Origin of the sequence: Azospirillum sp. TSH20, from assembly GCF_003115935.1 — a bacterium.
Taxonomy (GTDB): domain Bacteria; phylum Pseudomonadota; class Alphaproteobacteria; order Azospirillales; family Azospirillaceae; genus Azospirillum.
Window position 1 is genome coordinate 1 of the sequence record NZ_LGQU01000132.1, and the last position, 23,915, is coordinate 23,915.

Here is a 23,915-nt window from a genome sequence, read left to right on the forward strand (position 1 = left end):
AGAAACCCAGGCGCCTTCGCCGCCTCCTCCGCCGCCACCCCCTCCGCCGCCCCCGCCACCCCCGCCGGTGGACGAGGACGACGACGTCCTGGAACTGACCCAGATGGTGGAGGACGAGCCGGACGACCGGCCCGACTTCGGCCAGCCGGACCCCGATCCGTGGCCGGAGGAACCGGCTTTTCCGGAACCGTCGCCGCCTCCGCCGCCTCCGCCCCGTTGGGACGAGCCCGAGCCCGAGCCGATGCCGCCGCCGCGTCCCGCCGCCCGGCGGCCGGCGCCGGTGTTCGACGAGTTCGAGGATGACGAGCCGCCGCCCCCGCCGCGTCCGCGCCGTCGCACGGTCGATCCCGATGACGGGCTGATCTCCCGCCGGACGGCGGAGGATGCCTCGCACCACCTGACCCATCTGGCGCGCGAGTTGGGCGACGATCTGTCCATCGGCCCGATGCCCATCGGCATCCGCACGGTGGAAGAGGTCGTGCGCGAGCTGCTGAAGCCGCTGTTGAAGGAATGGCTGGACGAGAATCTGCCGACGGTGGTCGAGCGGCTGGTCCAGCAGGAGATCGATCGCATGATCCGGCGGTCGCAGAAGTTCTGATCCTGTCTTTTTTAAGCCCCGGTTGAGACGTTTCTAGCGAAAGTACGTGGTGATGTTGGAAAAGACGTACCGGCCCGCCGAGGTCGAGGAGAAGCACTACCGCCTGTGGGAAGAGTCGGGCGCCTTTGCCGCCCAGCCGCAGGGGAACGGCAAGCCCTACACCATCATGATGCCGCCGCCGAACGTCACCGGCAGCCTGCACATGGGCCATGCGCTGACCTTCACCATCCAGGACGTGCTGACCCGCTACAACCGCATGCGCGGCCGCGACGCCCTGTGGCAGCCGGGAACCGACCATGCCGGCATCGCCACCCAGATGGTGGTGGAGCGCAACCTCGCGAAGGACGGCAAGACCCGTCACGATTTCGGCCGCGACGCCTTCATCGACAAGGTGTGGGAATGGAAGGCCGAATCGGGCGGTACCATCACCCGCCAGCTGCGCCGCCTGGGCGCCTCGCCCGACTGGCCGCGCGAGCGCTTCACCATGGACGAGGGGCTGAGCCGCGCCGTCCGCAAGGTGTTTGTCGAACTGCACCGCCAGGGCCTGATCTACAAGGACAAGCGGCTGGTCAACTGGGACCCGAAGCTGCACACCGCGATCTCCGACCTCGAGGTCGAGCAGAAGGAGATCAAGGGCAACCTCTGGCACTTCCGCTATCCGATCGACGGGGAGGAAGGCCGCTTCATCGTGGTCGCCACCACCCGTCCGGAGACCATGCTGGGCGATACCGGGGTCGCGGTGCACCCGGAGGATGAGCGCTACAAGGACCTGATCGGCAAGATGGTCCGGCTGCCGCTGGTCGGCCGGCTGATCCCGATCGTCGGCGACGAATATGCCGATCCGGAGACCGGCTCGGGCGCGGTGAAGATCACGCCGGCCCATGACTTCAACGACTTCGAGGTCGGCAAGCGCTGCGGGCTCGAACAGATCAACATCATGGACCGCGACGCCCGGCTGAACGACAACGTTCCCGAGGCCTATCGCGGGCTGGATCGCTACGAGGCGCGCAAGCGGGTCGTCGCCGAGCTGGAAGCGCTGGAGCTTCTGGAGAAGATCGAGCCGCACACCCACATGGTCCCGCACGGCGACCGCTCCGGCGTCGCCATCGAGCCGTGGCTGACCGACCAGTGGTATGTCGATGCCGCGACCCTGGCTAAGCCGGCCATCGAGGCGGTGGAAACCGGCAAGACGGTGTTCGTGCCCAAGCAGTGGGAGAACACCTATTTCGAATGGATGCGCAACATCCAGCCCTGGTGCATCAGCCGCCAGATCTGGTGGGGCCATCAGATTCCGGCCTGGTACGGCCCGGACGGCACCTTCTTCGTCGAGGAGACGGAGGAGGAGGCGCGCGCTGCGGCCAAGACGCATTACGGCCAGGACGTCGAACTGACCCGCGACGCCGACGTGCTCGACACCTGGTTCTCGTCGGCGCTGTGGCCGTTCTCGACGCTCGGCTGGCCCGACCAGACGCCGGAACTGGACCGCTATTATCCGACCGACGTGCTGGTGACCGGCTTCGACATCATCTTCTTCTGGGTCGCCCGGATGATGATGATGGGCCTGCACTTCATGAAGGACGTTCCCTTCCGCACCGTCTACATCCACGCCCTCGTCCGCGACGAGAAGGGGCAGAAGATGTCGAAGTCGAAGGGCAACGTCATCGATCCGCTGGAGATCATCGACCAGTACGGCACCGACGCGCTGCGCTTCACCCTGTCGGCGATGGCGGCGCAGGGTCGCGACATCAAGCTGGCGGTGAACCGGGTCGAGGGCTACCGCAACTTCGCCACCAAGCTGTGGAACGCCGCCCGCTATTGCCAGATGAACGGCTGTGAGCCAGTCGCCGGCTACAAGCCGGTTGGGCTGACGCAGACGGTCAACCGCTGGATCGTCGGCGCGCTGGCCGATGCGGCGAAGAAGGTCGCCGAGTCGATCGACGCCTACAAGTTCAACGAGGCCGCCGGCGCCGCCTACCAGTTCACCTGGGGCACCTTCTGCGACTGGTATATGGAGTTCACCAAGCCGATCCTGGCCGGCACGGACGAGGCGGCGAAGGCCGAGACTCGGGCGACCACCGCCTGGGTGTTGGATCAGATTCTGCACATCCTGCACCCGCTGATGCCCTTCATCACCGAAGAGCTGTGGGAGCAGCTGTCGCCGGCCCGCGCCAACCGCCTGATCTCGGCGGAATGGCCGGAGTTCGCCGCAGACGTCATCGATCCGGCGTCGCGCGACGAGATGGATTGGGTGGTGCGGCTGATCTCCTCGGTCCGCTCCATGCGGTCGGAGATGAACGTCCCGCCGGCGGCGCAGATCGAGCTGAAGCTGAAGGATCCGAACGCGGTCAGCCTGAAGCGGCTGGACACCCACCGCGACCTGATCCTGCGCATGGCCCGGCTGTCGAGCGTCGATCCGCTTCAGGGCGACGTGCCGAAGAGCAGCGTTCAGGCGGTGCTGGACGAGACCACGCTGGTGCTGCCGTTGGAAGGCATCGTCGATCTCGACAAGGAGAAGGCGCGGCTGTCCAAGGAGATCGACAAGCTGACCGGCGAGATCAAGAAGATCGACGCCAAGCTGTCGAACGAGCAGTTCGTCGCCAAGGCTCCGGAAGAGGTAATCGAGGAGCAGCGTGACCGCCGCGAGGCCGCCGACCAGGCCCGCGACAAGCTGCAGAAGGCGCTGGAGATGCTGGCGGGGTGAGTTGTGGGGCAGACACACTTGCCCCCACCCTAACCCTCCCCCGCTCTCAGCGGACCTTCGGTCCGCCTGCCGCGTCAGCACAAAGCGAAGCTTTGTGCGAGAGCTGGGCGGGGGAGGGGACTGGTGCTGATACGGGAAAAAGGCGGCAGTTCCTCCCCCGCCCAGCGGGGGAGGTTAGGTGGGGGGTCTTACTGCCCCGCTATACAGCGACCTTCGCCTGTTACAGCGTAAAGATCGCCAGCAGCACCAGCACCGCGATGACTCCGGCGATGCTGAGCTTCATGAATTTGGTGAAGGCGATCCAGTTCGCCTGATGTGCGCGGACGGTCTCTTCACTGACCGGGTTCGGACTGACGGCCGCCATATCGATCAACCCTCCAACAGTTTCTTTTGCCCGCAATTTTTGACGCGGACGCACGGAAACGCAACAGATTCCGAGCGGAACCGTCAACTATGCCGGAAGAGGGGTGATCGGAAGGAAGAGCGCGCTTACAGCGGCGGGTTGACCACGGCCGCAAGCTCGGGAACCGGGCCGTCGATCCGCACCAGATCGCCGTCGACTCGGGCGCGGCCCTCGGCGATCAGACGAACGGCATGCGGATAAAGGCGATGCTCCGATTCCAGCACGCGGTCGGCCAAGCTATGGGCGTCGTCGTCGGGCAGGACCGGAACCGCGGCCTGGGCGATGATCGGGCCTTCGTCCATCTCCGGCCGCACATAATGCACGGTGCAGCCATGGAAGCGGACGCCGGTGTCCAGCGCCCGCTGATGGGTGTCCAGCCCCTTGAAGGAGGGCAGCAGGGACGGGTGGATGTTGATGAGCGCGTTGTGCCACTGCCCGACGAACCAGGGCGACAGCAGGCGCATGAAGCCGGCGAGACAGACCAACTCGACACCCGACTCGCGCAGGGTGGCGTCCATCGCAGCCTCGAAGGCCGGCTTGTCGCCGGGATAGTCGCGGTGGCTGACCACCGCGGTGGCGATGCCGGCCTTGGCCGCCCGCTCCAGACCGAAGGCGTCGGCCTTGTTGGACAGGACCAGCGCGATCTCGGCCGGGAAATCGGACGCGGCGCAGGCGTCGATCAACGCCTGCAGATTGCTGCCGCGCCCCGAGATCAGGACGCCGAGCTTCAACTTGCTCATCACAAGGATCCTTAGGCGTCCCTTACGCGGTCCAGGCCGCGTCCATGCCATTGACGGTCACGCGGGCGTCGCCGTCCTTCAGCGCGGTGACGGTGCCGACGGTGTAGACCGTCTCGCCGCCCTCGCGAAGGATGTCGATGGCCTCCTGCGCCTTGTCGGCCGGAACCACGACGACCATGCCGAGGCCGACGTTGAAGGTGCGCGCCATCTCGTACGGAGCGATGCCGCCGGTCTTCATCAGCCAGGAGAAGACGGGGGGCAGGGTCCAGGTCGAGGCGTCGAGAACGACACCCAGCCCGTCCGGCAGAACGCGCGGAATGTTCTCGATCAGGCCGCCGCCGGTGATGTGGGCCATGGCACGGACCGTGCCGGCGCGCACCGCCTTCAGCGTGCTCTTCACATAGATGCGGGTCGGCGTCAGCAGCGCCTCGCCCAGAGACTTCGACTCGTCCCACGGGCAGGGGGCGTCGTAGCCGAGGCCTGACTTCTCGACCAGCTTGCGAACCAGCGAATAGCCGTTGGAATGCACGCCGGTGGAGGCGAGGCCAAGGACCACGTCACCGGCCTGCACGGCGGAACCGGTCAGGGCATGCTGGCGTTCCACAGCACCGACGGAGAAACCGGCGAGGTCGTAATCGCCTTCGGAATACATGCCCGGCATCTCGGCGGTCTCGCCGCCGACGAGCGCGCAGCCGGCCTGACGGCAGCCTTCGGCGATACCGGCGACGATGTCGCGGCCGGCGGCCACGTCGAGCTTGCCGGTGGCGTAGTAATCCAGGAACAGCAGCGGCTCGGCGCCCTGCACGACCAGATCGTTGACGCACATGGCGACGAGGTCGATGCCGACCGTATCGTGACGGTTGGCGAGAATCGCCACCTTCAGCTTGGTGCCGACGCCGTCGGTCGTCGCGACCAGAAGCGGATCCTGGTAGCCGGCGGCGCGCAGATCGAACAGGGCGCCGAAACCGCCCAGGCCCGCGTCGGAGCCTGAACGCGCGGTGGAGCGGGCAAGGGGCTTGATCGCTTCGACAAGCGCGTTGCCCGCATCGATGTCCACACCGGCCTGCTTGTAGGCGTCGGACATGTTATAGGACTGGGTGCTGATGGTATCCTCGCTTGGGCTGAGCTATATACCGGGCCTTGGGCTCGGGCCGAACATACTCGAATCGGAAGGCTTTGCAATGCTCCACCGCCGCCGCGCGCCGCTCCTCGCCGGTCTTGCTGCCATGTCCACCGCTCTGGTCCTGACCATGACCGGGCCGGCCGGGGCGCAGACCGGTTCCCCGCCGCCGGCCGCCGTCTCGTCCGCCGCCGATCCCTTCGCCGTGTCCGGCGTGCAGGTCGACATCAGCGGCGGAAATCCGACCACCATCCGCGATCAGGCGATCCGCGAGGCGCAGGCCAAGGCCTGGGCTGAGCTGTACGGGCGTCTGGTGCCCGGTGGCGGCAATCCGCCGCGCCTGTCGGACAACCAGATCGCCAGGATGGTCCAGGGCTTCGAGATCGACGAGGAGAAGGTGTCGGCCACCCGCTATGTCGGCGCCATCACCGTGCGCTTCCGTCCCAACGCGGTGCGCGACGCGCTCGGCCAGAGCGGCGGCGCCACCCAGTATGTCGAGCCGCCGTCGCGCCCCTTCGTCATCCTGCCGGTGACCCAGAGCGACGGCCGCGTCGTCCTGTGGCAGGACCGCACCCCCTGGCGCGCCGCTTGGGAAGCGCGGCAGCCCGCCGCTTCGCTGGTGCCGCTGGTGGTGCCGGACGGCGAGCTTTCCGACGCCCAGGCGATCAGCGGCGAGGACGCGATCGCGGGCAATTCGGAGGCGCTCGCCCGCATCGCGCAGGCCTATAAGGCCGGCGGAGTCGTGGTCGCCCGCACCGACATGCCGGCGAACGGTCCCGACCCGGCGCGCGGCCTGACGGTGGACGTCACCCGCTATGGGCTGGACGGCAACCGCGAGAACCAGACGGTGCAGGTGAAGGGCGGCGGCAGTGCCGACGAACTGATGAACCGTGCGGTCGCGGCGGTCGGCACCCAGATTGACGATTCGTGGCGGCGCGAGCACACCACCGCCACCGGACCGGAGCAGAACACCATCGTCAGCGTGCCGCTGACCGCGGTGAACGACTGGGTGGAGACGCGCAAGCGGCTGTCCGCCGTTCCCGCGGTGAGCCGCACCAGCCTGATGTCGATCAGCCGCAACGAGGCGCTCATCACCCTGACCTATCGCGGCGATCCCGAGCAGCTGGCCCAGGCGCTCGCCCGCCAGGATCTCGGATTCGCGCGGTCGGCCGCCGTGCCCGCCGGCTATCCGCCAGCCTATCCCGGGGCGCCGCTGCCGGTGCAGTCGGCCGACTGGCAGCTGACCCTGCTGCCGCGCGGGTCGGGTGCGGCGTCGGCCGGTGCGGTTCCTTCCGCGGCCTCGCCGATGGCGTCGCCGACCTCGCTGGCGCCGTCGGCGCCGATGGGCGCCGGCAATATGGGCGCCGGTGCTCCGGCCGCAATGGGCGCCCCGCCGCGCAACCTGGGCACGCTGCCGGCCAAGAGCCAGCCGTGAGCGTTCCCAACATCATCACGTTCCTGCGCATCGTGGCGGTTCCGGCCGCGATGTACATGATCCTGATCGGCAACATGGAGTGGGCCTTCGCCCTGTTCGTCGCCGCCGGTCTGTCCGATGCGCTGGACGGCGCCATCGCCCGCATGTTCCGCGCGCGCACGGTGCTGGGCGGTTATCTCGATCCGCTGGCCGACAAGGCGCTGATCGTCGGGGTGTATGTGGCGCTGGCCTGGGTCGGCGCGATCCCGCTGTGGCTGGCGATGATGGTGGTGTTCCGAGACATCATGATCATCGGCGGCGTCATCCTGCTGTTCACCCTGAAGGAGACGCTGGCGATGCAGCCGCTCTACATCAGCAAGGTGAACACGGTGGTGCAGATCGCGCTGGCCGCGGCGATTCTGGCGCCGCCGGCGCTGGGACTGCCGGACATCCACCTGTATGGCTGGGCGCTGGTCGATGTGCTGGTGTACGCCTGTACGGTGACGACGGTGCTGTCGGGTCTGCTGTACGCGCGGCGCGGCGCCTTGCTGTTCAACCGGCTCGGCGGCGTTCCGTGACGGCGGCCAAGCAGCTCCGCTTCTGGCTGATCGGGCTGGGGCTGTTCGTCCTGGCGCTCTGGCTGCTGTCGGACATGCTGCTGCCCTTCGTGGTCGGGCTGGCCATCGCCTATCTGCTCGACCCCGCCGTCGACCGGCTGGAGGCGGCGGGGCTGCCGCGCTGGCTCGGCACCACGCTGGTGCTGCTGGGATTCGTTCTGGTCATGGTGCTGGTGGCGCTGCTGCTGCTGCCGCTGGTGCAGGGGCAGGTCTCCCACCTGCTGGAGGTGCTGCCGACCTATGCGACACTGGTGAAGGAGCGGCTGATCCCGGCCCTGAATCGCTTTATCCACCGCCTGCCCGCCGACGATGTCGAGCGGCTGCGCGCCGCCGCCGGCACCTATGCCGGGGAGGTGGCGGGGCTGGTCGGACGCGTCGTCACCCGCATTCTGTCGGGTGGCCTGGCACTGTTCGACATCGTCACCCTGATGTTCATCACGCCCGTCGTCGCCTTCTATATGATGCGCGATTGGGACCTGATGGTGGGCAAGGTCGATTCGTGGCTGCCGCGCCAGCATGCCGAGACGGTGCGCGAGCAGGCGCGCGAGGTGAACGTCACCCTGTCGGGTTTCGTACGCGGGCAGGCGACGGTCTGCGTCGTGCTGGGCGTCTTCTATGCGCTGGCGCTGTCGGCGGCCGGGCTGGACTTCGGGCTGGTGATCGGTCTGATGGCCGGTCTGCTGTCCTTCATCCCCTATGTCGGCACCCTGTTCGGCTTCGTCGCCAGCACCGGCCTTGCCCTGCTGCAGTTCGACGAGTTCTGGCGCGTCGCCATCGTGGTCGGCATTTTCCTGTTCGGGCAGGCGGTGGAAGGCAATGTCCTGACGCCGAAGCTGGTGGGCGACAAGGTCGGGCTGCATGCGGTCTGGGTGATGTTCGCCCTGCTGGCCGGCGGCAGCCTGTTCGGCTTCGTCGGCGTGTTGCTGGCGGTGCCGGTGGCCGCGGTGATCGGCGTGTTGACCCGCTTCGCATTGCGACAGTATCTCTCAAGCCCGTACTACCGCGGCACCGACGCGGAACGCTGATGGGTGTGTCCGCATGAGCTTGCCGGCGCAGATACCGCTCGACCTCGGGCACCGGACTGCAATGGGCTGCGAGGATTTCCTCGTGGCGTCCAGCAACGCCGACGCCGTGGCGTGGCTGGACCGCTGGCCGTCCTGGCCGGCCCCGGCGCTGACCCTGTTCGGCCCGGCCGGTTGCGGCAAGACCCATCTGTCCCAGGTCTGGCGCGCCCGCAGCCACGCGGTGGTGACCCGCGGCGATGCCCTCGATTCGGGCGTGGTGCCGTCCCTGCTGGCTCCCGCCAACGCCGTGGTCGTCGAGGATGCGGACATGGTCGCCGGCAAGCCCGAGCGGGAAGAGGCGCTGTTCCACCTCTACAACCTCGCCCGTGAACAGCAGGGCCATCTGCTTCTGCTGTCGCGCAAGGCGCCGTCGCGCTGGCGCACCCGGCTGCCCGACCTGCGCTCGCGCATCAAGGGCGCACCGGCGGTGGAGGTCCGGCCGCCCGACGACGCGCTGCTGGCCGCGGTGCTGGTCAAGCTGTTCGCCGACCGCCAACTGCGGCCGGGGATGGAGGTCATCACCTATCTTCTGGCGCGGATGGAACGGTCGCTGGATTTCGCCCGCCGACTGGTAGCGGCGCTGGACCATGCCTCGCTGGCGGCCCATCGTGGCGTGACCGTGCCGCTGGCGCGCGAAGTCCTTTCGGATCTGCAACGGACGGAACCGCAACGATCCGGTTCCAAAACGACCCTCTGATTCAAAAAGGGAAGAGACGACCATGGATTTGGGTATCGCCGGCCGCCGAGCCATCGTCTGCGCCGCCAGCAAGGGGCTGGGCCGCGCCTGCGCCTTCGCGCTGGCCCGCGAGGGCGTTCACGTCACCCTGACCGCCCGCAATGCCGAGGCTCTGGAGGCGACCGCCGAGGAGATCCGCAAGGCCACCGGCGTCACCGTCACCACCGCCCCCGGCGACATCGCGACGGAAGAGGGGCGGGCTGCCGCTCTGGCCGCTTGCCCGGAACCGGACATCCTGGTCAACAATGCCGGGGGTCCGCCGCCGGGCGATTTCCACGATTGGGACCGCGACGACTGGATTCGCGCGCTGGACGCCAACATGCTGGCGCCGATCTTCCTGATCAAGGCGACGGTGGACGGCATGATCGCCCGCCGTTTCGGCCGGATCGTCAACATCACCTCCGCCGCGGTGAAGGCGCCGATCCCGATTCTCGGTCTGTCGAACGGCGCGCGCACCGGCCTGACCGGCTTCGTCGCCGGCCTGTCGCGGCAGACGGTGAAACACAACGTCACCATCAACAACCTGCTGCCCGGCCCGTTCGAGACCGACCGTCTGCGCAAGACCATGGAGGGTGGCGCCAAGGCCGCCGGCCGCAGCATTGACGAAGAGATGGATTTGCGCCGCAAGACGAACCCGTCCGGCCGATTCGGCGATCCGGAGGAATTCGGGGCCGCCTGTGCCTTTCTCTGTGCCGCCCAGTCCGGTTTCATGACTGGGCAGAACATTCTTCTGGATGGCGGAGCCTTTCCCGGCACCATGTAATCTGCCGGTTATTGCAGGCGGCGGGGGCGGAACACCCCCGCGTCTCAAGTTTGTCCCTCCAATTCGCTACAAAATCCGCCCATCGTCACAGGCCATTAAGAAACGGCGACGGGAAGGGGTGTCGCGGCACCCTTTCCCCGGTCCGCCGATCGGCAGGCACGGACTGTGCTGCGCCGACCGGATAACGGCGTTTGCAAAGCACTGGTGCTTTGCAAGCCACTGGCACAGGAATGATGAGCATGCAGCAGAGTGTGGCGGCCCCCGCGGTCTACACCGACCTTGGCCGCGTCATGGAAAGCATCACCCGACGCTTCCTCGACGTGCTTCGGATGGAACTGGCCCGCATCGGCGTGACCGACCTCAGCCCGACGCAGGCGCTGATGCTGCTGCACATCGGCACCGAGGAACTGTCAGTCCGCGATCTGTTGGAGCGCGGCTATTACCTGGGCTCCAACGCCTCCTACAATCTGAAGCATCTGGTGGAGGCGGGCTATGTCGACCGCAGCCCGTCCCAGCGCGACCGCCGGGCCGCCCGGCTCAAGCTGTCCGACCAGGGGCTCGCGACCTGCGAGGCGCTGAAGAAGCTGGAAGCGATGCGCGCCGACAGTCTGCTGCGCACCGACAGCGACGGCGCCGATTTCGAAACCACCTATCGCACGCTGCGGCGGCTGGAACGCGCCTGGACCGACCTGATCCGCTACGACGACGCCGATCCGGCCTGAAGCTCCAAGCGTTAAACTCCACGCATTCGACACGTAACTTTCTGACCGCCTGTCCGTTCGATCTGTGTCCGGAATGGAACACCTGAGTCCGTAACGAGAACATAGACAGAACTGCGCAGTTGCCGTTCCGCGTCCGTTCTGGTAGCTCTATCAGAACAAGACGCGAACAATGGAGGGTGGCATGTCGGTTTTGGCTTTCCTGCGTGAGTGCGTGACTCTCGCCCTGTTCCTGGCGGTGCTCTATGGCTGGGCCACGGTCGGACCGATCCTGATCGGGTGATGACCGTCGAAGCGCCCAATATACGGTCTGTGGCAGGGCGGGGCGGTGGAGCCCTTCGGAAGAGGTCTCCGAACGAGGGATGCCGCGTCGGTATTATATCCGAAATCCCAGCCCACCCCGGCCGGCGCAGCGCTTACATCGGGAACACGCGGAACCGTCCCTGGCCCACCAGAGAAGCCGAAAGGGGGCCGGTTCCGCGAACGCCGACAACGCGTGGGGATTGGGACGGATGCGGAATTTCTTTCGAAAGCGTCGCTCGGCCGCCGTGGCGGACGAGCGGCTGCCGGCCGCCGGCGCTGCCGGCCTGGGTAGTCCGGGCATCACCGGCGGGGGACTCGGGTCCGGTCCGCTGACCGGCGGACCCGGCATGGCCGGCGGTATGAATGGCGGCATGAACGGACCGGGAGCCGGCGGCTTTTCCAACGCGCCGGGACGGCCGGGTGGGCTCCATCTGCGTCCGGTCGATGGGAATGCGGGTGGCAATCCTGTCGGTGGGCCTATCGGTGGCCGGGCAGGGTTCGAGGCGATGCGCGGTCCTGCCGCCCCGCGTCTGCCCGATGTCATCGACAACGAGGCCACCGGCGACCGCCGCGGCCATATGTTCCCGCAGCCCGGCGGCCATGATGCCGACGGCGAGCACGACCTGCCGCGCTTCACCATGTCGGTCAACGGCGGTTACCGCGGCGGCTTCGGGGCCAACGGAGGCGCCAACGCGCCGGCGATGCTGAAGGGCCTGACGCCGGAGCTGAACGGCCTTCTGCGCGAAGCCTTCACCCCGACCAGGCCGAAGCAGCAGCTGAACGGCCTGTTCATCGGCCGCAACGACACCCTGCGCCGCATCATCTCGGCCATCGAGGAGGAGCGGGCGCACGTCATCCTCTATGGCGACCGCGGCCGCGGAAAGACCTCCGTCGCCAACGCGATTGAGAAGATCGCCGGGCAGGCGGGCTATCTGTCGCTGAAGCTGACCTGCAGCGGCGAGCTGAGCTTCGAGGACATCTTCCGGCACTTCCTGAAGAAGATCCCCTCGACCTATTACCGCTCGGCGCTCGACAACCCGTTCGCGGCGCGGCGCAACTTCGCCAGCTTCAACGAACTGCTGCCGGAGGGCGCCTTCAGCGTCACCGAGCTGAACGAGGTGCTGTCGGGCATCCACGCCACCCATGTGCTGCTGATCCTCGACGAGTATGACCGCGTCACCGACGAGGATTTCCGCAACAAGCTGGCGGAGCTGTTCAAGAACCTGACCGACAGCTCGATCCCCGTCACGTTGCTGGTGGTCGGCGTCGCCGAGAATCTCGACCAGCTGCTGGGCAAGCATCCGTCGATCCAGCGTTCCCTGGTGCCGGTGCATCTGCCGCTGATGACCGATCAGGAGATCGGCCGCCTGATCCAGGCGGGTGCGCAGAATGCCGGCATCGAGTTTGCCGCCGACGTGGTGCGGCGGATCGCCGAGTTCGTGCGCGGCCTGCCTTATTACGCGCAGCTTCTGGGCCTGCATGCGGCGCGCAGCGCCGTCAGCCGCGGCAGCAAGCTGGTGGAACGGCCGGATCTTGGCTATGCCGTCGCCCGCTGCCTGCAGGAGGCCGAACGCGGCATCGTCGAAAGCTATGCCCGCGCGCTGGCCGCCGACCGTCGGGCCGAGCTAGAGGATGCACTGCTGGCCGCGGCGCTGTGCCCGGCCGATGCTTATGGCGTGTTCGATCCCAACGATCTGGCGGGCGACAGCGGCGAATTGCCGAGCGCCGCAACGCTCGACCTGCTGAAGCGTCTGACGCGGGAAGACCATGGCGGCATCCTGGCCCCGGTGGTGGAACCGGGACTGGAACGCTACCGCTTCCGCAACCAGATGATGCGCCAATATGTCCTGATGCGTCAGGCCAGCGAGCGCGGCCAGATCTGATCCATCCCCGATCAGGCCGTCCTTCGGCCCTTCCCCGGCAACGGGGAAGGGCCACTCTTTGGTGAGGGGCGAACGGCCGAGTCGTGGGCGGGGTTACAGGAGGGCGGGGTTACAGGAACGCCGCACGCCGCTGTCCGCTGGCCTTCTGCCACGCCCACTCTACGACGACGCTCAGCAGCCGCTCCAGCGACGGCTTTACCTCCGCCGCCAGATCAGGGCGGAAGTGATAGGGCGCGTCCTCGTCCATATAGGTGGACTGGGTCAGTTCCAACTGGATGGCGTGGATGTTCTCTTCCGGCTGGCCGTAGCTGCGGATGATGAAGCCGCCGCGCAGGCGGCCGTTCAGCGCGGCCGAATAGCGCTCCGACGCCGAAAGCACGTTCATCAGCCGGACGACCAGCGGCTGTGCGCTGCTGCTGCCGTCGCCGGTGCCCAGGTTGAAGTCGGGCAGAGTGTCGTCGAAAAAGCGCGGGACCCGGCTGCGCACCGAATGGGCATCGAACAGGACGGCGACGCCGTATCGGTCGCGGAGCGCACGCAACTCGCTGCGCAGCTGCTCGTGATAGGGGCGCCAGTAGGCGCCGACCCGCCGGTCGACCTCCGCCCGGTCGGGCTCCCGCCCCGGCTGATAGATCGGCTGATGGTCGAAGGTGGTCAGCGGACAGATTTCGGTCGGGTCGAGGCCCGGCTGCACCATGACACCGTCGGGGTCGCGGTTCAGATCCACCACGTAACGCGAACACAGCGCCGTCAGGAAACCGATTCCGAGCGCGGGGGCGAAGTGGTACAACCGATCCAAGTGGCGGTCGACGTCGGGCTGGGCCAGCCCTTCCGGCGTCATCGTGGCTGCGATGTCCGGCGGAATCATCGTCCCGACATGCGGAATGCTGAGCAGGACCGGGGTTTCGCCCGGCTGGAAGCGAAAGGTTTCCATGGCTCGTCTCGTCATCGGAACGGCTTGCGCGGGACTGTGTGCAGTGCGGCACGGCCAGTGCTGGGACTATGGAGTGCGGTGCCGCACCCCGTCAAACAGATTGCGTTTTTTTGAATGCGCCGGGATAGCGCGCCGCGGGAAACCTGTCCTAACGCGCCAGTATTCCGCTTGCGTTCCAGCGAATTGCCGGTTGACCGCGGGCCGCGCTTGCCGGAGACTTTCGCGCAATTGGCGACCGCCCGGCAGAAGGCGTCGCCCCGCACCGGACAAAGCTGTTCCCTGGCGACCGGACAAAAGACTTCCGCAGCACACGGCGCCCCGATTTCGCAGCCCCGGTGACGAAGCAACGCAGCAGGGGAGAAGCGACCATGAACACCGCCACCCGTTTTGGTGCGGCCCTGGGCACGGCCATGCCCGGCCGGCGCCAGATTCTGTTGCCGCTTGCGCTCGCTCCCGTTGCCGGCTGGGCCGTTTGGGCCGCCGGATCGGCGGATGCGCCGAGCCATCCCGCGGGCCCCTTCCACCTGCCGCTGGACGAAACCACGGCGATCTGGCGCGATCTGGGCACGGTGCGGTTCGGCGGCCTTGCCGGCAATCCGCAATTTCCCACGAAGGTTTCGGCGCTGGACGGCCGGCCGGTCACCGTTCGCGGCTTCATGGTGCCGCTGACCGACGGCGCCACCCACAACCGCTTCATCCTGTCCGCCAATCCAATGGGGTGTCCCGCCTGCGAGAATCCCGGACCGGCGACCATGATGCATGTCCACACCGCCATCGCCCTGCCGGCGACGCGGGAACCGCTGACCCTGACCGGCACGCTGCGACTGCGTCCGCAGGAAGGGCTGTTCTATCGTCTGGACCGCGCCGAGCAGCGCTGGGCCTGAGTTCTGTAGGCCCGCGTTCCGGAGATCGGCCGTGAGGGTGGCGGCCGGCAGCCTCGGCGCGCTGTCGATGACGGCGGCCATGCTGCTCTATGGCGGCCTCAGCGTCCCGGCGCCGCCCGCTTTGCGCGGGGCCGAACTGTCCATCGGCCTTCTGATCCTGGCCGCCGTCGGCTGGAAGTGGCCGCTGGCGGTGGCGAGCGGTCATGCCCTGCGGACGCCGTCGGGCGTCGGGCAGTCGGATATGCGCTGGATGCCGGTGGCGGTCGCCGCGTTCACCTGGCTTCTGTGGGTGCCTCTGCTGCGCGGGGCTGCGCTGGGGTGGGAGGCGGCCGACATCCTGCGGGACGTCGTGCCCCTGGTCTTCCTGTTCCTTCCCGCGCTTCTGGTGCCGGCGCTGCAGAGCGGCGGAGACCGGACGGTGCGCGCGCTGGCGGGTGGGCTGGCGATGGCCGGGCTGCTGCTGGCCTTGCGTTGGTGGCGGCAGGCGGATTGGGGATTCGGCGCCATCGGACGGCGGGCGATGGCCGATGGCGGCGTCTATCTGCTCAATGCCCCGTCGGTTCTGTTCGCTGCGGTGCTTCTGCCGGCGCTCGCGCTGTCGCTGGTGGCGGTGGGCGGGCGAATCCGGTATTGGATGGCGGCGATTCCCTGTGCCGTCGGTGGAGCACTTTGCCTTGGCGCGCTCGCCGGCGCGGTCCATCGCACCGCGCTGGGGCTGGCGGTGCTGTCGCTCGCCCTGACCGCCCTGTGGTGGGCGCGGCGGCGACCGTGGCTGGCGTTGCCTCTGCTGCTGGGATTCGGCCTACTGGCGATGGCCGGCGGCGATGCCCTGGTCGGCGCTTGGCAGCAGGCGGCTGAGAAGACGCGGCTGACCGGAATCAACGCCCGCTGGGAGGAAGCCGCGGCGGTGATCGACCATGCCGTCGCCACGCCCTGGGCTCTGCTGTTCGGCGACGGCTGGGGCGCGCGGATCGCCAACCCGGCGGTGGGGGGCTGGCGGGTCAGCTACACCCATACGCTGGCCAGCTACAGCCTGCTGAAGACCGGGCTTTTCGGCATGATCGCGCTGGGGGCCTATCTGGCGGCGCTGGTCCGGCCCTGGTGCCGGCTGCTGGCGGCCGATCCGCCACTGGCCCTCGCGGTGGTGCCGCCCCTGCTGATGGCGCTCTGCCTCCACACCAGCTTCAAGTATCTCGATACCGGCGTCATCCTGTCGCTGATGCTTGTGGCGGCGGAGCGCAGGAAAGGGTTGTCGGCACCTTAGTGCATCTGCATACTTTCGCGTGCAATTCCCGCATCGGTGCGCCGTGATGTTCGATCCGCCGTCCATCCTGTTCGTCAACCGGGTGTTCCCGCCGGACCGCGGGGCCACCGGCCGTTGCCTGTCGGACCTTTCCGGCCGTTTGGCGGCTGCAGGCTGGCGGGTAACGGTGGTCGCGGACGGGGCGCGGACGGACTGCCGCGCGCCGGCCGGCGTCACGCTTTGCCGCACCGGCGGCGTGGTCGCGGCAGGGGAGAGGCCGGACGCGCGCGCCTATCTCGATTCGTTGTGCCGGCTGACCGGCCGGGCCTTGCGCCTGCCGCGCCACGACCTGGTGGTGACGATGACCGATCCGCCGCTGCTGGCGCTGGCCGGTCCGGTACTGGCCGCCCGGCATGGGGCGGCGTCGCTGCACTGGTGCCAGGACCTGTACCCGGACCTGCTGCCGGTGCTGGGGGTGCGGATGCCGGCGATCCTCCGGCGAATGGCCGGCCATGGCATGACGCGCGCCCTGCGCCGGCATAGCGGGGTGGTCGCCATCGGGCGCTGCATGCGCGATCGCATCCTGGCGGCGGGTGTACCGGCTGACCGGATGACTCTGCTGCCGAATTGGCCCGATCCGGCGATCCGCCCGCTGCCGAAGGAAGAAAACGACTTCCGCCGGTCGCTGGGGCTGGAGGAGGGCGACGGCCGTTTCCTGGTCGTCTATTCCGGGACGCTTGGGCTTGCCCATCCGATGCAAGGCGTTCTGGAGGCCGCGGCCCGGCTGCAGGACAGCGATCCCGCCGTGCTTTTCCTGCTGGTCGGCGAGGGAAAGGGATTTGCCGCGGTGGAAGAGGCCGCGCGCGATCGAGGTTTGCGCAACCTGCGGCGGCTTTCCTGGCAGCCGGCCGAGCGGCTGGCGGAGTGCCTGTCCGCCGCCGATCTGCATCTGGTGTCGATGGACCCGGCTGCGGAGGGGATGCTGGTGCCGAGCAAGCTGGCCGGGGTGCAGGCGGCGGGGCGGCCCTGCCTGTTCCTGGGGCCGGCCGGGAGCGAGGCGGCGGCACGGGTCGAGGGCTGCGGTCTGGTGATCGACCCGTTCGACGGTCCGGCCATCGCCGATGCGGTCCGCGCCTATGCCGCCGATCCCGGCCGGTGCGCGGCGGAGGGTGAGCGTGCGGTCCGGCTATCCGCCGCCTGGACCGGCAGACAGGGCTGCCGCGGCCTTCGCCGGACTGGCCGAACGCCTCGTGGCGGAACGCAGGCTTGCCCGGCCGGTGATGGGAAGGCCGCTGCCCCATGCCTGACGGCGTCATCTCACCAACCCACCCTCCGCCCCAGCCGGAGGCCTTGACCCTGGTCCTGCCCCAATCGGGCGCAGAGGGTGACCTGCGCGCCTTCGTTCGTACCTTGCAGACGGGGTGGCGCTGGCTGCTGGCCGGCTGGCTGGGCGGGCTGGCGCTGGCGATTGCGGGCCTGTGGACGGTGACTCCTGCCTATACCGCGGCGATGGTCATCGGGCCGACGGCGCGGGTCGGATCGGCCGCGATGGGCGCCCGGGTGCCGACGCTGAGCGGCCGGGATTCCGCCGGCGTCGCCGAACCGGGGGCGGGTGACGAATCGCTGTCGGACTTCGCCCGCTATCTGGAACTGTTCGGGTCGGGCCCTGTTGCCGAGCGTCTGGCGCGCGATCCCGACATCCTGCGTGCCCTGTTCCCCGACCGCTGGGATGCGGAGGCGGGGCGCTGGCGATCGCCGCCGGGGCTGCTGCCGATGGTGAAGCGGGGGCTGCTGGCGCTGGTCGGGCGCGAGGATTGGGTGGAGCCGGACGGCGACCGCGTGGCGCGCGCCCTGCGCGACCGGCTGGTGGTCGACATGCTGCGGTCGGGGCCGATGCGGCGCATCACCTTCCGTCATGCCGACCGGGAGACGGCGGTCGATCTTCTGGGGCGGATCGCCGCGGCAACCGACGCCCATCTGCGGGCGGAGGCGGCCCGGCGCAGCGCCGCGCAGATCGCCCACATCAAGCTCCGCCTTGGCGCCGTCACCGTGGCGGAGCACCGGCAGGCCCTGAGCGACCTGCTGCTCGACCAGGAGCGGGTGGCGATGATGATCGGCGTTGACCTGCCCTTTGCCGCCGACCTGATCCAGCCGCCGACCGCCGGCGCGCTGCCGGACTGGCCCAATCCGGCCGTCGTGGTGCCGCTGGCCGGATTGGTCGGGCTGATCGCCGCCGCCTTCGGCCTGTCGGCGCGCCACGCACTGAAGGACCATGGCATCGGCGTGGAGGCGGTGCCATGACAGCTATTCCGGTATCTGTGGTCGTGATGACGCGCGACGAGGCGGCGAACCTGCCCGTCTGCCTGCCGTCGCTCGCCCGTTTTGCCGAGTGCTTCGTGGTCGACAGCGGCAGCGGCGACGGAACGCCGGACATCGCCTTGTCCCACGGTGCGCAGCTGGTTCCTTTCCGTTGGAACGGCCGTTATCCCAAGAAGAAGCAGTGGTGCCTGGACACTCTGCCCTTCGCCCATGATTGGGTTCTTTTTGTCGATGCCGATGAACGGCCGACGGCGGAATTGGTGGAGGAGATTGGCCGCCTGATGGCGGGATCCTCAGCCGACGGACCCAGCCATGCCGCCTATTGGATCGACGGCCGGCCGGTCGTCCGTGGCCGGCCGCTGCGGTTCGGCTGCTGGAACCGCAAGCTCGCCCTGCTGGACCGCCGGCGCGTGCGTTTTCCCGAACAGCCCGATCTGGATGTCGCCTCCATGTGGGAGGTGGAGGGGCATTACCAGCCTGAGGTCGCCGGCATGACCGGCCGGCTACACCAGCCGATGGACCATGACGACGCCAAGCCGCTCTCGGCCTGGTTCGACCGTCACAACCGCTATTCCGACTGGGAGGCGGCCTTGCGCGCCGACGGCCGGATGGAGCGGCTGATCGACGGCGAGCCGGACATCGCCCCCGCTCTTTCCAAGCGCATGTGCGGAATCGCGGGCCGGCGGATGCAGAAGCGGCTGTTCCAGCGACTGCCCGGCCGGCCGCTCTGGGCCTTCCTGCATGCCTATGTGCTGCGCCTGGGGTTTCTCGACGGTGCAGCAGGGCTCGATCACGCGCTGGCGCGCGCGTTCTACTATTGGCAGGTCGGGTTCAAGATGCGGTCAGCCGCACAGGCGCGGGAGGCGTCAGCCCGCTTCCCGGCGGTCGATACCTATCCTGAAAATCCACCGATCATGCGACCGGCGGACGATCCTTACTCCTCGAGCAATGCGATGCGGTCGCCGCCCAGTGCCTTCAGCAGGTCGAAGGTGCGCTTGCGCACGCCCGGATCCTCGATCCGGTAATAGGCCCGGACCAGCTCCAGCGTTTCGCGGCGCGCCATCGATTCGAATTCGTCCGTCTCGCTCATGCTCTCGGCAGGGGATTCGGCGGTGATCTGGTCAGGCGACGGCATGTCGTCGAAGAAGTAGCTGACCGGCACGCCCAGCACCTGCGAAAGATTGTAGAGGCGGCTGGCGCTGATGCGGTTCGACCCGCGCTCGTACTTCTGCAGCTGCTGGAAGGTGATCCCGACCGCCTCGCCCAGTTTTTCCTGACTCAGGCCGAGCAGGGTGCGGCGAAGCCGCAGGCGGGCGCCGACATGGATGTCGATGGGGTTGGGACCTTCGCCGCGGCGCGACAGGGTGTGGGCGGGGGCGAGTTTGGTCTTGGTCGCGCTCATAAGTCGTACCTCGAAGGGAAAGCCGGAGGGAAGGCGCCGCGAGAATGCTTAGTTCAGAAAGTAAATTCTATGCAACCATTTGTGCGTATCAATGGCCCGTTCGGGTGGAAGAGGGAGGACCTATGCAAAAGACGTTATGTTTCCGGGCACCGGAAACGTAATTTCGCGTATGCTGAGGGAAAATAATGACGCACTGCCAGCGCGACTCGCTGAGCTGCGGCTACCGCCGCTGCGCTTGCCGCTCCACAGCGGTAATGGCATCGGCGAATCGCGGTTTGCTCTCGCCGGCCCTCGGCGGCATCGCGTTGTGACAGGCCGCCGGGGGCGAACAGGCAGACGGGCCAGCGCAGCCGCACCGCCTCACCGCGGCCAAGAACGGCAAGCGTGAAGGCGTAATCGGCTGCGATCCGATAGCGGGGGTCGAAGCGAAGGTCTGCCAGAGCGGAAACCCGGTAGATCATGGCCTGATGGTGGGTGAACATACCCAGCGGCGCCCAGCGGTGCGACCGGGCGCGCTTCAGGAGGATACGTCCGTCCCCCTGCCGCTCCAGCGCATCGCCGTAGAGAAGGGCGCAGCCGGGGTGCCGGGCAATGGCCTGCAGCAGGCGCGGCCCGCTGTCCGCCGCCGCCAGCCGGTCGCCGGCGTTCAGAAACAGGGCATGGCTGCAGTCCAGCCGACGGGCGACGTCGAGCAGGTCGTTCATCGCGTCGTACAGCCCCGAGTCGGGGCACGACCGCCACCAGAGCGGACTCTCGGCATGGGCGGTCAGCCACTCCGCGGTTCCGTCGGTGGAGGCGCCATCGGCCACCAGCCAGACGACATCGCGGCCCAGTTGACCGCGCAGGCTGTCATGGGTGTCGGCCAGCCCGGCGCGGTCGTTGCGGACCACGGTCAGGATGGCGAGGCGGGGAGGGGCGGGCGCCGTCATCGGGTGATCACCGAGATCGAGGCGGCCGTGATCGCCAACTGGCTCAGGATGTTGCCGACCGCCTTGGTGGCGTCCAGACCGTCGAAGGGGCGCGGATCGCGCGGCACCACCAGGATCGAACCCGGCGGAATCGCGTCCACCCGGTGGTTCCAGGAGGACAGCGCCAGCGGCCGGGCCCGCCCGTCGGGCAGGACCAGGAAGCTCCGGCCGGTGTCGGCATCGCGGGTGGTGCCGCCGGCCTCGCCGAGATAATCGTCCGCCGTCTTGCCGCTGACGAACTGCGCGGCGGTGGGGTGCAGCACCTCGCCCGAGACCGCCACGGTCAGCGGCCGTTTCGGGATCAGAATACGGTCGTCGGGCTCCAGCAGCGGGTCCAGCTCCGGCCGGCCGCGCAGGACGGCGGGGTCCGCCTCGACCACCACGCGGCCGAGCGGTTCGGCGCTTCGGAGCTGGGCGGCGAGTTGGCGGGCCAACGCGACATTCTCCGCCTTCACCGGTTCGCCCTTCTCAACCTCCAGCGCCAGCGTCCGTTCCAGCTCGCGGGCTTGGCGCTGGAACTGCTCCTTCTCGCGGCGGCGCTCGCTCTCACGGGTCAACACCGCCCCGGCGGGATAGGCGTCGTCCAGCAGGCCGCCGGCCCGCGCGATCAGCGAGGACAGCGTCTCGCCGCGGCCGATGTCGTAGCGGCCGGGGCGGCGCACCGCCCCTTCGATGGCCACGGCGCGCGATTCCAGCGCCTGCGGCCGCGGATTGATCCGCAGCGCATCGCCGGGACCGACCGATCGTGCGCCGTCGCGGGAAAGGTCGATGCTGCTGCGTGTGCCGTTGGCGGCCGTCAGTTCCGCCACCGTCGGGTCGGCATCGGCGGACAGCCCGCCGGCCGCGGCGATCAGGGAGACCAGCGGCGTGCGGTCGGCGACCGGGTAGCCGCCGGGATCGCGTACCGCACCGCGCACCTGGACCGTCCGCTCGCCAATCACCGCGACGATGGCGGGATCGAGCACGGCCGCCAGCATGGCCGGCTCGCTTTCGCTGTCCGCCTTGTCGTCGGGCGCCGGCTCGGCGGGCTTTTCCAGGCTGCGGATGTCGTCGGCGGCGAACAGGTGGATGCGGTCGCCGTCGGCCAGTCCGCGATCCGCCCGCCCGGCGGCAACCTCCTGCGGAGAAAAGGGCAGATAGAGCCGGGTCAGGGTCCGCCGGTCGTATCGCTCGACGATGCCCAGCAACGGATAGACATCGCGCCTCAACAGCTTGCCGTCGGCCAGCGCCTTGCGCAGCGTGGTTCCGGCGGCCAGCCGGCGGGTGCCGGGGTGACGGACATGACCGATCAGTTCGTACTGCGGGGCTTGCGACTCGACGATGGTCTCGCGGGCGCCGGCGCTCTCCGCCCCGTCGGCCATGGGATAGAAGCCGGGGCGCGGCACGCCGGTCAGGCGCAGAACCGAATGGCGCAGGGCCAGAGGCAGCAGGTCTGGCACCGCGGCGAACAGCGGCGGACAGGGCGTGCGGGCGCCGGTCAGCGTGGCGGCGGCGCGGACCTGCGGTCCGGTGGCGAGCGGCCCAGCCGGTTCCGCCGCCAGGGTCCTGGCGAGCGCGACCAGTCCGGGGCAGGCATCCTGCGGTGGCTGCCGGTCGCCGCGCAGGATGGCCAGCACCGGCTCCGAGGTCAGGAAATCGACATCCGCGCTCCCCAGCACATACAGCGTGTCGCCTTCCGCCAGGTCGCGGCGGTCCTTGCCATTCAGGACGGCGGATAGGGCGACCGGCCGCAGGTCACGCGCACCGGTGGCGGGGATGGTGCTTTCCAGGGCGGCGAAGGGCAGATAGGGATCGGGGCGCAGATCGGTGCGGGACAGCAGTCCAGGCAGCGTCTTGGCCCGGCTCCAAGCGCGCGGGCCGGGACGCAGGACATGCCCCTCCAGCCGTACCTCGCCGCGGCGGTCCTCGCGCCGCGGGGCGAGCAGCAGCAGGTCGCCGTCGCCGAAGCGTCTGGCATCGGCGTCCGCGACCTCCTCCGTCATCTCCTCGCCGGTGGGACCGATGCCGAACCGGAGGAGCCGCCCCTGGCCGGGCCGCAGCGAGCCGCCGGCAAGGTCGCGCAACTCCGCCGCCGACAGCGGGCCGCCGCCGGGCGGAAGCTCGTAGATTCCCGGCCGTTTCACCGGGCCGGCGACGGCGACGGTGGCGCCCAGCGGCGGAACGAACAGGCGGTCGCCGTCGCGCAGCGGCATGTCCGCATTGCCGGAGGCACCGGCGATCTGCAGGGCATAGAGGTCTATGGCGACGCTGCCGCCCGCCCGCATCAGCCGCACGGCGCGCAGGCTGCCGCCACGCTCCACCCCGCCGGCCGCGGACAGGGCGTCCAGCACGGTGGCGAAGGCGCTGATCTCCTGCCGGCCCGGCCGGCGGACGGCGCCGGTGACCAGAACGCCGATCCGCCGCACCTCCGCCAGCGAGGCGAAGGCGTCGGTGCTGGGCCAGGTGGCGGCTGCGGCAGCGGCAAGGTCCCGCCGCAGGGCATCCAGCGTCAGGCCCGCGGCGGTCAGCGGGCGCAGGTCGTCCACCACCAGCTGCCCGTTGCGGTCGACGGTGAAGCGCTTGCTGAAGGATTTCTGGCCGCGCAGGGTCACCAGCACGGCGTCGCCGGTGTTCAGCACGTAATCGCCCTGAATGGCGCCGGGGGCTGCGTCCGCCCCTGCGGCATCCGCGGCAGGGCCGAACAGGTCATAGCCGAATTGGCGCAGCGACTCGCCGGCGCGGGCGGAGAAGGCAGCTTCGAGGGGAGAAGCGAAAGAGTTTGCGGCGCTTCCAGGCGATTGCGGCAATGGCTGGTCAGTTCGCGTCGGCCCCGCGGCCAACACGGCGCACGCCCACAGAATCGACGCCGCCCCCGGCGCCAGTCGGGCGAATATCCTGCACGCAGCAGCCAGCATCGATGTCCAATAACCCAATCCACCACCCGCACAACGCGAGCTGAAGGCAATGAACACTATTGCGTGCGTTCGGCCGAAAGGCAATGGCCCGCATCCGGGTCGCCATGCAAAAGGGCATCGTCCATCGTCCCGTCTGCGGGTCTATGATGATCCGAACTGCGCCGGCCCGGACGGCACCTGGCGGCGGAACAGTCGTGGAACAATCAGGGA

21 protein-coding genes are annotated in these 23,915 nt (G+C 68.7%); 14 read left to right on the forward strand and 7 right to left on the reverse strand.

Translation table 11 applies throughout. From position 1 onward, the window contains the following. Both TSH20_RS29720 and TSH20_RS29725 read left to right on the forward strand, forming a co-directional pair. Positions 1-598: DUF2497 domain-containing protein (locus TSH20_RS29720; RefSeq protein ID WP_109493009.1), on the forward strand; the 598-nt coding region annotated here is incomplete at its 5' end. A 52-nt stretch (positions 599-650) separates the two neighbouring features. After that, a complete protein-coding gene (locus tag TSH20_RS29725; RefSeq protein WP_199232163.1) occupies positions 651-3,299 on the forward strand; it encodes a valine--tRNA ligase in 2,649 nt (882 codons plus the stop codon). A gap of 220 nt (positions 3,300-3,519) precedes the next feature. Here TSH20_RS29725 and TSH20_RS35140 read toward each other — a convergent pair whose 3' ends face one another. The 3 genes from TSH20_RS35140 to purM all read right to left on the reverse strand — a co-directional run bounded on the left by TSH20_RS35140 (position 3,520) and on the right by purM (position 5,526). Next, entirely contained in the window at positions 3,520-3,663 is a 144-nt protein-coding gene (locus tag TSH20_RS35140; RefSeq protein ID WP_158282093.1) for a hypothetical protein, read from the reverse strand. A gap of 125 nt (positions 3,664-3,788) precedes the next feature. Then, on the reverse strand, positions 3,789-4,442 hold the full coding sequence (gene purN, locus TSH20_RS29730) for a phosphoribosylglycinamide formyltransferase (RefSeq protein WP_109157724.1): 654 nt from the start codon (positions 4,440-4,442) through the stop codon (positions 3,789-3,791). A 22-nt stretch (positions 4,443-4,464) separates the two neighbouring features. Beyond that, positions 4,465-5,526 carry a phosphoribosylformylglycinamidine cyclo-ligase gene (gene purM, locus TSH20_RS29735; protein WP_109157723.1) on the reverse strand — a complete coding sequence of 354 codons (1,062 nt, stop codon included), beginning with the start codon at positions 5,524-5,526 and terminating at the stop codon, positions 4,465-4,467. A gap of 142 nt (positions 5,527-5,668) precedes the next feature. On the opposite strand from purM, the gene TSH20_RS29740 reads away from it, so the two are divergent. The 7 genes from TSH20_RS29740 (at position 5,669) to TSH20_RS29770 (ending at position 13,061) form a co-directional block, all read left to right on the forward strand. After that, complete coding sequence (locus TSH20_RS29740) at positions 5,669-6,997, forward strand: DUF2066 domain-containing protein (RefSeq protein ID WP_247871727.1); 1,329 nt, start codon at positions 5,669-5,671, stop codon at positions 6,995-6,997. Beyond that, a complete protein-coding gene (locus tag TSH20_RS29745) occupies positions 6,994-7,554 on the forward strand; it encodes a CDP-alcohol phosphatidyltransferase family protein (protein ID WP_109157721.1) in 561 nt (186 codons plus the stop codon). Before TSH20_RS29740 ends, TSH20_RS29745 begins: the two co-directional genes overlap by 4 nt. Next, complete coding sequence (locus tag TSH20_RS29750) at positions 7,551-8,618, forward strand: AI-2E family transporter (protein ID WP_109157720.1); 1,068 nt, start codon at positions 7,551-7,553, stop codon at positions 8,616-8,618. Before TSH20_RS29745 ends, TSH20_RS29750 begins: the two co-directional genes overlap by 4 nt. A 13-nt stretch (positions 8,619-8,631) precedes the next feature. Continuing rightward, a complete protein-coding gene (locus TSH20_RS29755; protein ID WP_109154003.1) occupies positions 8,632-9,354 on the forward strand; it encodes a DnaA/Hda family protein in 723 nt (240 codons plus the stop codon). A gap of 22 nt (positions 9,355-9,376) precedes the next feature. Next, entirely contained in the window at positions 9,377-10,156 is a 780-nt protein-coding gene (locus TSH20_RS29760; RefSeq protein ID WP_109157719.1) for an SDR family oxidoreductase, read from the forward strand. 239 nt (positions 10,157-10,395) lie between these two features. Then, the gene (locus TSH20_RS29765) at positions 10,396-10,878 is read left to right on the forward strand and encodes a MarR family transcriptional regulator (protein ID WP_246194136.1); all 483 of its coding nucleotides are present in this window, start codon (positions 10,396-10,398) and stop codon (positions 10,876-10,878) included. A gap of 509 nt (positions 10,879-11,387) precedes the next feature. After that, a complete protein-coding gene (locus TSH20_RS29770) occupies positions 11,388-13,061 on the forward strand; it encodes an ATP-binding protein (protein WP_247871726.1) in 1,674 nt (557 codons plus the stop codon). Positions 13,062-13,170: 109 nt separating this feature from the next. Here TSH20_RS29770 and hutG read toward each other — a convergent pair whose 3' ends face one another. Next, positions 13,171-13,995 carry an N-formylglutamate deformylase gene (gene hutG / locus TSH20_RS29775; RefSeq protein ID WP_109157718.1) on the reverse strand — a complete coding sequence of 275 codons (825 nt, stop codon included), beginning with the start codon at positions 13,993-13,995 and terminating at the stop codon, positions 13,171-13,173. A 368-nt stretch (positions 13,996-14,363) separates the two neighbouring features. Between hutG and TSH20_RS29780 the strand changes: the two genes are divergently transcribed. The 5 genes from TSH20_RS29780 to TSH20_RS29800 are packed head-to-tail and all read left to right on the forward strand — an operon-like array spanning position 14,364 to position 19,466. Continuing rightward, entirely contained in the window at positions 14,364-14,879 is a 516-nt protein-coding gene (locus tag TSH20_RS29780; protein ID WP_109157717.1) for a hypothetical protein, read from the forward strand. A 31-nt stretch (positions 14,880-14,910) separates the two neighbouring features. Continuing rightward, entirely contained in the window at positions 14,911-16,143 is a 1,233-nt protein-coding gene (locus TSH20_RS29785; RefSeq protein WP_247871725.1) for a hypothetical protein, read from the forward strand. A 46-nt stretch (positions 16,144-16,189) separates the two neighbouring features. After that, positions 16,190-17,476, forward strand: a complete 1,287-nt coding sequence (locus TSH20_RS29790) for a glycosyltransferase family 4 protein (RefSeq protein ID WP_247871724.1) — start codon at positions 16,190-16,192, stop codon at positions 17,474-17,476. Continuing rightward, positions 17,473-18,423, forward strand: a complete 951-nt coding sequence (locus tag TSH20_RS29795; protein ID WP_247871723.1) for a hypothetical protein — start codon at positions 17,473-17,475, stop codon at positions 18,421-18,423. Before TSH20_RS29790 ends, TSH20_RS29795 begins: the two co-directional genes overlap by 4 nt. Further along, positions 18,420-19,466, forward strand: coding sequence for a glycosyltransferase family 2 protein (locus tag TSH20_RS29800; protein WP_109157715.1), 1,047 nt, complete (start codon positions 18,420-18,422; stop codon positions 19,464-19,466). The genes TSH20_RS29795 and TSH20_RS29800 overlap by 4 nt, the downstream gene beginning before the upstream one ends. On the opposite strand, the gene TSH20_RS29805 is transcribed toward TSH20_RS29800, so the two are convergent. From TSH20_RS29805 to TSH20_RS29815, 3 genes are all read right to left on the reverse strand, one after another. Further along, positions 19,376-19,843, reverse strand: coding sequence for a helix-turn-helix transcriptional regulator (locus TSH20_RS29805; RefSeq protein ID WP_085089280.1), 468 nt, complete (start codon positions 19,841-19,843; stop codon positions 19,376-19,378). The two genes, TSH20_RS29800 and TSH20_RS29805, sit on opposite strands and share 91 nt — an antisense overlap. Before the next feature lie 134 nt (positions 19,844-19,977). Further along, positions 19,978-20,772, reverse strand: coding sequence for a colanic acid biosynthesis glycosyl transferase (locus TSH20_RS29810; protein WP_109157714.1), 795 nt, complete (start codon positions 20,770-20,772; stop codon positions 19,978-19,980). Beyond that, on the reverse strand, positions 20,769-23,597 hold the full coding sequence (locus TSH20_RS29815; RefSeq protein WP_247871722.1) for an SLBB domain-containing protein: 2,829 nt from the start codon (positions 23,595-23,597) through the stop codon (positions 20,769-20,771). Before TSH20_RS29815 ends, TSH20_RS29810 begins: the two co-directional genes overlap by 4 nt. Between the last annotated feature and the right edge of the window lie 318 nt (positions 23,598-23,915).